This is a genomic window from Pseudoalteromonas sp. CR1 (assembly GCF_019392235.1).
Lineage (GTDB): Bacteria > Pseudomonadota > Gammaproteobacteria > Enterobacterales > Alteromonadaceae > Pseudoalteromonas.
Genome location: NZ_JAHXRM010000007.1, coordinates 163,090 through 174,766, shown reverse-complemented (window position 1 = coordinate 174,766; position 11,677 = coordinate 163,090). Strand labels below are relative to the sequence as shown.

The 11,677-nt window shown below is 38.5% G+C and carries 7 protein-coding genes; 2 read left to right on the top strand and 5 right to left on the bottom strand.

Annotated elements, in window-relative coordinates:
* From KZZ04_RS08785 to KZZ04_RS08770, 4 genes are all read right to left on the bottom strand, one after another.
* A partial coding sequence (locus KZZ04_RS08785; RefSeq protein ID WP_306430556.1) for a FimV/HubP family polar landmark protein occupies positions 1–2,610 on the bottom strand: 2,610 nt, incomplete at its 3' end.
* Positions 2,611–2,960: 350 nt separating this feature from the next.
* Complete coding sequence (locus tag KZZ04_RS08780) at positions 2,961–3,977, bottom strand: aspartate-semialdehyde dehydrogenase (RefSeq protein ID WP_219422458.1); 1,017 nt, start codon at positions 3,975–3,977, stop codon at positions 2,961–2,963.
* A gap of 45 nt (positions 3,978–4,022) precedes the next feature.
* A complete protein-coding gene (locus tag KZZ04_RS08775) occupies positions 4,023–5,144 on the bottom strand; it encodes a 4-phosphoerythronate dehydrogenase (protein ID WP_219422456.1) in 1,122 nt (373 codons plus the stop codon).
* 153 nt (positions 5,145–5,297) lie between these two features.
* Entirely contained in the window at positions 5,298–7,520 is a 2,223-nt protein-coding gene (locus KZZ04_RS08770) for a TonB-dependent receptor (RefSeq protein WP_219422454.1), read from the bottom strand.
* 463 nt (positions 7,521–7,983) lie between these two features.
* Between KZZ04_RS08770 and KZZ04_RS08765 the strand changes: the two genes are divergently transcribed.
* Both KZZ04_RS08765 and KZZ04_RS08760 read left to right on the top strand, forming a co-directional pair.
* Positions 7,984–9,129, top strand: coding sequence for a porin (locus tag KZZ04_RS08765; protein WP_058404777.1), 1,146 nt, complete (start codon positions 7,984–7,986; stop codon positions 9,127–9,129).
* 12 nt (positions 9,130–9,141) lie between these two features.
* Positions 9,142–9,549 (top strand): hypothetical protein, encoded by a 408-nt coding sequence (locus KZZ04_RS08760; RefSeq protein WP_058404778.1) that lies wholly within the window; start codon positions 9,142–9,144, stop codon positions 9,547–9,549.
* A gap of 279 nt (positions 9,550–9,828) precedes the next feature.
* Here the strand turns inward: KZZ04_RS08760 and KZZ04_RS08755 are convergent, their stop codons facing one another.
* Positions 9,829–11,454, bottom strand: coding sequence for a methyl-accepting chemotaxis protein (locus tag KZZ04_RS08755; RefSeq protein WP_219422452.1), 1,626 nt, complete (start codon positions 11,452–11,454; stop codon positions 9,829–9,831).
* Positions 11,455–11,677: the final 223 nt, after the last annotated feature.

The window sequence follows — 11,677 nt, the reverse complement described above, 5'->3', positions numbered from 1 at the left end:
AAGCTCTGGCTCTTCTTCAAGTTCTGTCTCTTCTGCAAGCTCTGGCTCTTCTTCAAGTTCTGTCTCTTCTACAAGTTCAGGCTCTTCTGCAAGCTCTGGCTCTTCTTCAAGCTCTGGCTCTTCTTCAAGCTCTGGCTCTTCTTCAAGTTCTGTCTCTTCTACAAGTTCTGGCTCTTCTTCAAGTTCTGGCTCATCTAAAAGCTCAGGCTCTTCATCAAGCTCTGGCGTATCGGAAAGATCTTGCTTGCTCTCTAATTCTGACTCGTCAATTAATGAGGTTGCTAAAGACTCAACATCATCAACATTTAACTCTTCTTGTGCCTCAGCTAAATCATCAACGGAATCAGCTAGAGCAGTATCAATATCAAAATCATCGTTTTCTTCAACTAACGCATCGGCTGTAATTTCTTGCGTTGAATCATCGCCAGCGTCATCAATTAAGCTATCAATATCATCTAAATCAAAGTCATCGCTTTCTTCGACTAACGCATCGGCTGTAATTTCTTGCGCTGAATCATCACCAGCGTCATCAATTAAGCTATCAATGTCGTCTAAATCAAAGTCATCGCTTTCTTCAACCAACGCATCGGCTGTAATTTCTTGCGTTAAATCATCACCAGCGTCATCAATTAAGCTATCAATGTCATCCAAGTCAAAGTCATCGCTTTCTTCAACTAACGCATCGGCTGTAATTTCTTGCGCTGAATCATCGCCAGCGTCATCAATTAAGCTATCAATGTCGTCCAAGTCAAAGTCATCGCTTTCTTCAACTAACGCATCGGCTGTAATTTCTTGCGTTGAATCATCGCCAGCGTCATCAATTAAGCTATCAATGTCATCTAAGTCAAAGTCATCGCTTTCTTCAACTAACGTATCGGCTGTGGCCTCTTGCGTTGAATCATCGCCAGCGTCATCAATTAAGCTATCAATGTCGTCTAAGTCAAAGTCATCGCTTTCTTCAACTAACGCATCGGCTGTAATTTCTTGCGTTGAATCATCACCAGCGTCATCAATTAAGCTATCAATGTCATCTAAATCAAAGTCATCGCTTTCTTCAACCAACGCATCGGCTGTACTTTCTTGCGTTGAATCATCACCAGCGTCATCAATTAAGCTATCAATCTCATCTAAGTCAAAGTCGTCATCTTCTCCAGGAGTTTTATCCGCTGTGACTTCTGGTTCGGCGCTAGTTTGATCAAGTAAATCATCTATATCAAAATCATCGGTCGCCAGCTCTTCGCTCAGTGCCGCCATTTCATCGTTAGATTCTAAACTGTCATTGTCTGGTTCTTTTTCTGTTGGTGAATCAAACTCAGGTAGGCTGTCATCTTCGTCAAATAAACTGTCTAAGTCATCATTACTTAAAATATCATCAGTTCCAGACGGTTCTTGGTCTAAATCTAAATCAATGTCGTCTAAGCTATCATCAGCAGTGTCGTCAAACCCTTGCTGCATAAAAATGTCAACTTCATCGTCTTCGTCACTTTCATCGTCAAAAACAATATCGTCACTGAGTAAACTTTCTAACTCATCTTGATCGAGAAGATTGTCAGATTCATCAAGCTCGTCTGTATCATCTTCTAATAAATCATCATCAGAAAGCATATCGTCTTCAAGATGATCGTCTAACTGAACACTCAAATCATCAAGTGGGTCTGGAATAATAGGATCATCAAGTGGGTCTGCTACATCATCATTTGAATACGTTGGCGTTTGCGGTAAAAACTCATCATCTTCTTGAGGCTCTTCTTGGCTATTTGCTTTTTTACGCAAAAACATAACAATACCAAAAATAATCAATAAGCCAGGAATAAACATTAATAGCCCAAGAACTATGGGATTAGATAAAAGCGCAAGCAGGTCAAAATCGCTTTCAGGTTCTACCTCTTTTGCTTTTTGCTGAGCAATTATTTCGTTTTGTTTAAGTATTAATTCTTTTAACTGCAGCTGTATTTCACTGTCTTGACCTAATTGTTGGCGAACATTTTCGAGCTCTTTAGAAATTCCAGTTAGTTGTTTTTTTAGGTTATTATTTTCAACTAAAATCTCTTCAACATTTGTTACTGAACTTTTAAATTGCTGCTGTAACTCAACTAACTTATTAGTTTGGTCTGTTTTGATCTCTTTTATTTCTTGTTGTAATTCTTTTTTTGCGTCGTCTACATCAACTTTACGCGCTTGTGTAACTTGTGTTTGAGCCGTCGTTATTTCAGTCTGTGTAAGTGTTCCGTTTTTTTTCTTTTCCCACAACTCGTCGTCTTGCTCAGAACGCTGCCTAGCAAGTTGAGTATTCACACGTCTAATTTCAGATAAAGTAGGTATTTTTAAGTAAGCCCCACTTCGCATATGATTAAGGTTTTGATCTAAAAATGAGTCGGGGTTTTTGTTATACAAGGCCTGCATAACTTGATAAATACTTACTGAATTATCTGGGCGTACTTTTACAGCTATACGCCAAAGTGTATCGGTAGGTTTAATCGGACCAATAGATCGCCCTTGAGCACCATAGTCAACGCCTTTAGGCCCCTTTAATTGGGTACTATCTTGTGTATATACAGGCGTTACTACTAGTGCAGACGCTAATATTAAAAGTATAGCCAAACCGCGCATGCTGATCCTTTAATGTCAAAATGTTACAAAGCACTCTAAACTAAGTGTGTAAACATTGATTACTCTTGCCTTATCAGTCTAATGACTGACTCACATTTGTTATTACAATCTATTTTTGCTGCAAGCTCTATTCCAATTACAAACTATAAACCACTTAAGGCACAATATCCATTGCAACACATTGAAAAGAAATGCCTTAACAACACATTATTAATATTAATTTATTGAGTATTATCAGTAACTTTATTAAATATTACAAAAAGCGGCAAAAAAGTGACGCTCCTCTTAAACAAAAAACGGCAAACACATTGTGCTTACCGCTTTTAAAGAGTATTTAACATTCAAAAATGTTACATGTAGTTTGCTATTAATTCTTCAGCTATTTGAACGCTATTAGTTGCCGCGCCTTTGCGAGTATTATCACTAACAACCCACATATTTAAGCCATGAGGGTGTGAAATATCAGCACGTAAACGCCCTACATATACAGTATCGTTACCACTGGCATCTGATACTGCGGTTGGGTAATCACCTTCGTCATCAATTAGCTCAACACCAGGCGCATCATTTAGCAGCTGTTTAACGTGTTCAAAGTCATATTGCATACGTGTTTCAATATTAATAGATTCAGAATGGCCAAAAAACACTGGAACACGCACACATGTTGGGTTTATGGCAATTGTTGTGTCACCCAATATTTTGTGCGTTTCGTTTACCATTTTCATCTCTTCGCGGGTATAGCCATTATCTTCAAAACTATCTATTTGAGGAATAACATTAAACGCTATTTGCTTTGGAAATATCTCATTATCCATTGGGCGTGCATTCATCAAATTAGCAGTTTGCTTTGCTAACTCATCAACAGCTTCTTTCCCTGCACCTGACACCGCTTGGTAGGTCGATACGTTAATGCGGTCGATACCATACGCATCGTAAATTGGTTTTAATGCCAACATCATTTGAATAGTTGAGCAATTAGGATTTGCAATAATGTTGCGATTTCTAAAATCAGCTAAACTTGAGGCGTTTACTTCCGGTACGACAAGTGGAATTTCAAAGTCATTTCTGAAGTGTGAAGTATTATCGATGACTATACACCCTGCGTCTGCTGCAATTGGGGCATATTTTTCTGAGACGCTGCCACCGGCAGAAAAAAATCCAATATGCGCTTGGCTAAAATCAAAGCCTTCAACGTCTTGTACTTCAATTGTCTCACCACGAAACTTAATATCTTCACCTGCACTGCGGCTGCTCGCAAGCAAAAATAGCTGATCAACCGGAAATTTACGATCTGCTAATGTTTCGATAATTTGACGCCCTACTAAACCAGTAGCACCAAGTACGGCAACGTTATATTTTTGCGACATATTTTTTCCTCTTTAAACGATATTAAAACACCGTTATATTAATAATTAGTTGGTTAGTGTAAAACCAAGTTGGCCTAAGGCAGCTAGTTGCGGGCCATCACCTTTAACGGTTAAGGTGCTAAATTCTCTTCTTACAGGATAGTTTTTACGTAAACTATCAAAGCCATGAGACTCTATATGACGAAGTAAAATCCCATCATCTCTTCGTACATCGTAAATTGTATGCACTAAACGTGCTATGTCTAGCTCTGTGAAACTTGAACTAACAGTGGCCTGCGTAATAGCTGGTACCGGTAAAAAATCGCCTAAAGATTTTGAAGCTTCAACGCCTTTGAGTTCGCATAGCTTTTGATACAGCATTTGTGTACCTCTTGCCTTACCCTCTAAGGTATGGCCTGCAATGTGTACACTGGTATAGCGAACGTGTTCAAATAAATCGGTCAAAATATTGGGCTCATTTTCCCATACATCAAGCACTAAATCTAAATTGGCACCACCTTGCATTACATCAAGTAAAGCACAATTGTCGATAACATCGCCCCGGCTGGCATTAATTATCGTAGTACCGGGTTTTAAAGCACTGAGTCTCACTTTATCCATCATGTGCAAGGTTCTATGCGCACCACTTTTAATAAGTGGCACATGAAAAGTAACAATATCTGACTGTGTGAGTAACTCATCTAACTCTACATGTTCATCAAGTAAGCCTTGCTCATGCTTAAGAGGGTCGCATAGTAGTAATTTTACATTTAATGCTTTTAACTTTTGCGCCAAACAACTACCAATGTTGCCTACCCCAACAATACCTATAGTTTGCCCATTTAGTGGGCGGGCATTCTCTTGGCTTAGCGCAAATAAGCTGCTAATAACATACTCTGCAACAGCAATGGCATTACAACCAGGCGCACTAGTAAACGTGATATTTTTTTCTTTTAGCAGCTGTGTATCTATATGGTCAATTCCAATAGTGGCTGTGCCAACAAAACTTAACTTATTCGCTTTTGCCAATAATTCGCTGGTAACGTTGGTAACTGATCGTGTGAGTAAAACATCTACGTCTATAAGTTGGTCGGGTTTTAGGTTACGTCCATCAAACCGTTCAACCTCACCAAAATCTGAAAAGTACTGCTCAACTAAAGGCATGTTTTGATCGGCAAGAATTTTCATCACAGAATCCATTTGGCAATTAAGAGGCGCCATTGTATCGAACAACCAGACCTTTGCACAAACTAAAAAGGCCGAATCAAAAACTGATCCGGCCTTTTGAGCTAAATAAAATATAATGCTTAAATTACATTCTATTTTTATGCAAACTTAAGTTTATAACTCAAAATCTTTTTTGAATTTTAAACCAAATTCACTACGGTCGTTGCTTCTCATAACTCCAACAAAGCCTGATTGTTGTAAACGACCTACATCGTATACTTCGTTCAGAACGTTTTCGCCATAAAGTGTTACTTCCATATCGCCATATGCGTTAGTGTAAGAAATGTTAAAGCCAACTAACTCACGCGAATCAATTGTTTCACTTTGGCTATATACTGACTGACCTTGCATTTCACTACGGTATGAATAATTAGCATTAAGTGCAACTGTTGCACCGCTGTCTAAATCCATAAAGTATGATGGGGCAACCATTACAGTCCAGCGAGGTGTTAAAGCCGGTGAATCACCTTTACCAATACCTTGAACGCCGGCATCAACCTCTGTAATTTCTGAATCTAGGTAACCTACAGCACTTCTTATTGTAAAGTCGTCAGTGATAGCAACGGTGGTTTCAAGCTCTATACCTTGTGCTTTTGATTGGCCCGCATTTTCAACAATAGTTACAAAACCACCACCCGCTGTTGGATCTGAAAACGGAAGTGCTAAATCAGTGTAATCAGTAACAAATACCGCTAACATCATAGATACGTTTTCGTGTACCTGGCCTTTCAAGCCCATTTCGTAGTTAACCGCTTTAGTTTCGTCGAACGACACAAACTGATCTGGTCCACCAAATGGACGCGGTGGGAAGCCACCAGTTTGATAACCTTTTTGAATTTGACCATACAAATTCATGTTATTGCTGATTTGGTATGATGCATTAATGTCCCATGTCACCGCGTCAAAATCAGCACTTACAAACTTAGGTACAGGGAATGTTGGGAACTGCGCGTTTGCGTCTTTTTCGTCTTTAGAATAACGCAATCCACCGCCAACAGTTAAATCATCAGTTAAATCGTAGCTAGCATTAATATAAGCTGCATATGAGTTAGTTTCTTGATTAATTTCAAAGTCGCCGTAGCCACCAAATGAAGGAGTAACGCCATCATTCAACAAGCCATTTGGTGTATTGAACGGACTAAATACAAATGGACCTGAACGAGTGAAGCCATCTTCGTTAAAGAAGTAAAGACCAGAAACAAAATCCATGTTGTCGAATGTTGCATTTAACTGAAGCTCAAATGAGTACTGATCGGCTCCACCTTCTTCAGGAAATTCTGATAAGTTCAGAGGTGATGCATCATCATCAAGGCCACCTTCATACTCAGATGTACGATAGCTTGAAATAAATTTAGCTGTGTATGTATCGTTAATCGCCCAATCAGCAGTTAAAGACGTACCCCAACCAGAGTATGACGTTGACTCAATACCAGCAACAGTAGTCCCTAAATCATCTGGGTCTGATGGGATCATGTCTTGTGTAAGTAATGGAAAGTCACCATTAAATACATCATTTGGGTCAAGTGGTTCTGTCAGTTCAATTGTGTAAGGAGATTGGCCTGACTCGTTATCAACACCGTCTAAAGAAAACGTAAATGCAAGATCTGAATTGGCTTGCCATTTAAGAGCAACACGACCGCTAAACTCTTCTTCTTCGCCGATTTCTTTTTCTGGGTTCGCTAGGTTTACCGCTTCGCCAACACCGTCACGTGTTTTGTATGACGCGCTTGCAGACATACTTAACTCGTCATTTAATGAGTTATTGAAGTAAATATCGCCAGCAATACGTCCACGACTACCTAATTTTGCAGACGTTGTTAAAATACCTTCATCACCTGGTTGTTTGGTAATAACGTTTACCGCACCACCTAAAGTGTTTCGACCATATAAAGTACCTTGTGGACCGCGCAATACTTCTACACGCTCAACATTTGGCAATGATAGGTTAGACCCCATTTGACGGCCTAAGTAAACACCATCAAGGTATACACCCACACCTGGATCGGTTGTAATAATGTGATCTTGCAAGCCAATGCCACGAATAAATACCGAAGCATGTGCTGCGTTACCTACACCGTAACGTGTGATGTTTAAATTTGGAACGTATTTACCAATATCTTCAAGGTTACTCATATTGGCTTTATCAATTAAGTTAGCACCAATTGATGTGATAGCGGTTGGAGATTCAAACAAGCTCTCTGTACGTTTACGAGCTGTAACTTCGATTTTTTCAAACGCATCTTGTTTTGCAGTTGTTTTGGTTTCTTCAGCACTTACTGAAGTAGTCAGGGCAGCAACTATTGCTAGGCTTAACTGTGAGAGTTTGCGTAGTTTCAAAATATTCTCCAAAGGATACCGTAAATTATTTATTATGCATTTACTGGTGCAACCAGTAAGTTTTGGGCATAAAAAAAGATGCGTGGTAGCATCTTTCCTCTGGAAGGGCATTATATTACACAATTGTGAATTTATGTATTTATTTTTTGGTAAAAATGCAAATGTTCCTTATAGGGGAAAAAATAACACGTTGCAGCGATACTTACTTTTTATGCAATTACGCCATAAAACCTCGCGCAATAAATATACGTTCTTAAATTTAATTGGCTGAAACTTATTTTGATATTTTACTTAAAATCAGCAACCTGCATTAAAAACACCTGGCATGTCCACTTAAAAAATAATGATAAAGCATTAAGTTAATCAGTTTTTATCACTAACTTGCTAAATTGATTAGATATAGCTCTATTTCACTTCTATAATACGCATGAATCAACATCTAATTAACTAATAGGAAATACATATGAAAAAGCTATCTGTAGCAGTAGCATTATGTGCGGCTTTAGCAACAAACTATGCTAGCGCCGAAGTTCGAATTAATGGCTTTGCATCAATTGTTGGTGGAAAGAGCCTTGATAGCGACAGTACCTTATATGGATATGATGATGACATTTCATTTAAAAACGAAAGTGTCTTTGCATTACAGCTATCAGCTGACCTAATGGAGAAACTAACGGCAACAGCTCAAATTGTTGCTCGTGGTGAGAATGATTTCGACGCAGAATTTGAATGGGCCTACGTAACTTATGAACTAAGCGACGAGTTACAAATTAGCGCGGGTAAAATGCGTGTACCTTTTTACCGTTACTCAGATTTTATTGATGTAGGTTACGCTTACCGGTGGGTACGCCCGCCTCAATCTGTTTATAGCATTCCTTTTTCTACCTATGAAGGTTTAAGCTTATTGCACAATACACAACTTGGTGATTGGGATTCAACAGTACAAGTCATGTACGGTAGTTTTGATGGTGAAATAGACGCAATCACTGAAAAAACTCAAGCTGAGCTTAATGATTTTGCTGGCATTAACTGGACGCTTGCATACGACTGGTTCAGTGTTCGTGCTGCATATTTAATTGCTGAATCATCATTTGCACTTGACGGAACAGACCCCAGCGGCGCTGCATTAAATGGATTAGAAGCTGCACTTCGCGCAAACAGCTTAAACACGTTAGCTGACGATATTGCAATAAACGAAGATGACAGCAGCTTTTTCGGCTTTGGCTTCTCGATTGATTATGATAATTTCTTATTTGATGCTGAATATACACAATTTGAAGTAGAAAACAGTATTTTGACTGAGCAAACACAATATTATGCATCTGTAGGTTACCGCTTGGATGACGTTATAGTCCATTTTACGTATGAAGATAATGACGATAAGCATGATGCATCTCGCTTTGACCCTATCGCAGCAGTACCAAGCCTTAATGCAGCTATAAACGGTGCCTTGACAGGTGTTCAAGCGCAAAGCAATGTATACACTATCGGCGCGCGTTACGACTTTCACCCTTCTGCAGCGTTTAAAATCGATTTTAGCCGCTTTGAAGACGATGTAACTGATACAGAAACTGATGTTGTTGCTGTTGGCGTTGACCTTGTATTTTAATTGGAGCAAATAATGAAAAAATTAATTTTAGCTAGTGCACTTTCATTGTGCTCAATTAATGCTTTTGCAGAAGTTGCGGTAATAGTTAACGCTGGAAACGCCAATGCTTTAGACGCAGATACTATTAAGAAGATATACCTTGGTAAAGCCAAATCATTTGGTGATGGTACTAAGGTAAACCCAGTAAACCAAGATGGTACCGCTGCAGCAGATGAGTTTAACGATAAAGTTGTAGGTAAATCTGGCAGCCAGCTTAATGCTTACTGGTCTAAACTTGTGTTTACAGGTAAAGGTACACCACCCGAGAAGTTAGGTTCTGATCAAGCTGTCATAGATTTTGTAGCAGCTAATGCTGATGCTATCGGCTACGTAGATAGCGCAAAAGTGAGTGGCAACGTAAAAGTAGTTGCGACCTTTTAACCGTTTAAAACGGTAAATTAAAAAACCACCAAATGGTGGTTTTTTTGTGCCTGTAAAAAGTTATATCAATTGGCTTAATTAACTAAGCTATTAAAAATATGGGAAACGCGTTAATAAGCAAGGTAAAAGTTTGTTATCCAATTCCTCAATGTAAATAGTACAGTTATCGCCCAGTCTTGCAGTTTAAATTGCTCTGTTATTGCAGGTCGGTAATACCTACTAGCCTACAAAAAAAAGCCTCCACTTGGAGGCTCTATTGGTGTTAATTTTACCTATATATTACTCAATTCTAAATTTGGCTGTCGCATCTAGCAGGTTATCTGATAGGTAATGCAGGTTTTTAGCTACATCCCTTACAGCAAGTAATGAATCCATAGTGTCTTCAAAAGAAACATGCATATTAGAGACATTTTCTACAACCATGGCTGCAACCGATGTTTGCTCTTCTGTCGCAGCTGCAATCTGAGAGTTCATGCCGTTTATTTCTAACATTTGCTCAGCTATTTTCTCTATTGATATACCTGTTTTTTCAGCCGCTGTTGCATTATCTGTAGCCATATCACGCGCTGAGGTCATCGCAGTAACCGAGTCATTAGCGGCGGTTGTTAACGCACCTAGCAATTCGCGTATTTCATTAGTTGAATGTGCGGTTCGTGAAGCAAGCTCTCGTACTTCATCAGCTACTACCGCAAACCCACGACCGTGTTCACCAGCGCGGGCTGCCTCAATAGCCGCATTTAGAGCAAGTAAGTTGGTTTGATCGGCAATTGAAGTAATTACATTCAATATTTGCGATACATTTTTTGTGTCGTCCGCAAGTTTATTAATTGTTGTTGCTGCTTGGTTAATTTCATCACTCAATGTACGAGACGCATTTACTGACATTTGTACTTGTGTACGGCTTTGTTCTACTTCTTTTTCTGCTGTTTCAGCAGCGTGTGAAGCATTTGCTGCAGATTGGGAAATATCACCCACACTTTGCTTCATCTCTTCCATTGATTGCTTAACAATTTCAGCATCTGTTGTTTGTTTCGTTGTTGCACGCTCTGCCTGCTCCATGCCTTGTACTAATCGGGTAGAGTTTTCCATTAGAGGTTCACATACAGCAATTACTTCAAGTACGGTTTCTTTCAATAGCGCAATGAAAGCATTAAAGTTGATAGAAACTTGGCCAATTTCGTCTTTAGAATTTACGGTTAACTGAGTACTCAAAGATCCTTTACCATTCGCTAATAAACTTAAATTATTTGCTGCATCACTTGCTGAAGAGCCAATATTTTTTGCTATCCATATAGCCATAAACAAAAGCAGCAATAAAGACACGATAGACACAGCAAGCATTAAAGTAAGTGCATTATCAGAACGCGTGTTAGTGCTTTCAACTAATTCAAAAAAACGATTATCAGCTTTTTGTTGCGCTGCTTTAAAGCTCTCTAAAACAGAACCATAAAGACTTGTTTTTAACTGGGCTTGCTGTTGGATTTTACTAAAGTCGGCAGTGCCATTTACCATTCCATTAGCAATGGTTGCTGAGATTTTTTCGTAGTCGGCTAATTCTTTAACTACATCATCACTAATGTAACCATTACTTATCTGCTTAATTAGATTTATATTTGATTCAATTGTTTTGTAAGTGTCATCAGCTTTGGTTATTAAGTCTTGTTCACCAAATGTCACTGCTTGTGTGTAAAGCTCATCGAGTTTTTCTAACAGCCCTACATTCGCTGATGTTAACTTTACAACTTTATATGAAGAATTCCCCATTTCATCTAAAGAAGCCCTATTATCATCTATGGCAAGAAAATTAATTAATACCATAATTATAAAAGCAACAACTGCAATACATGTTATTGCATGTATTTTTTTAGTTATGCTTAGGTTTTGAAAAGAGAAGCCTGAAGCCATACTATTTACCTTTTTGAGTTATCTAAATATATTATCGGCTCAATACTGATAAGTGTGAGTTAAATTTGTAAAATTTCTAGTTTTTTTTTCATTTTAATCATTAATTAAGCTAAAAACTAAAATTAACACAAAAAAATAAACATTATTGGGTACACGATGTGTTTTTCGTAGAAAAGACCAACAACAAAATCTAAATTATTGTTGGTACACAAACGTTTGAAGT

Bases quoted from the DNA above. Each gene is read 5' to 3' on its own strand.
- KZZ04_RS08780 (WP_219422458.1), bottom strand. From the start codon at position 3,977: ATGTCGCAAAAATATAACGTTGCCGTACTTGGTGCTACTGGTTTAGTA.
- KZZ04_RS08755 (WP_219422452.1), bottom strand. From the start codon at position 11,454: ATGGCTTCAGGCTTCTCTTTTCAAAACCTAAGCATAACTAAAAAAATA.
- KZZ04_RS08765 (WP_058404777.1), top strand. From the start codon at position 7,984: ATGAAAAAGCTATCTGTAGCAGTAGCATTATGTGCGGCTTTAGCAACA.
- KZZ04_RS08775 (WP_219422456.1), bottom strand. From the start codon at position 5,144: ATGAAAATTCTTGCCGATCAAAACATGCCTTTAGTTGAGCAGTACTTT.
- KZZ04_RS08760 (WP_058404778.1), top strand. From the start codon at position 9,142: ATGAAAAAATTAATTTTAGCTAGTGCACTTTCATTGTGCTCAATTAAT.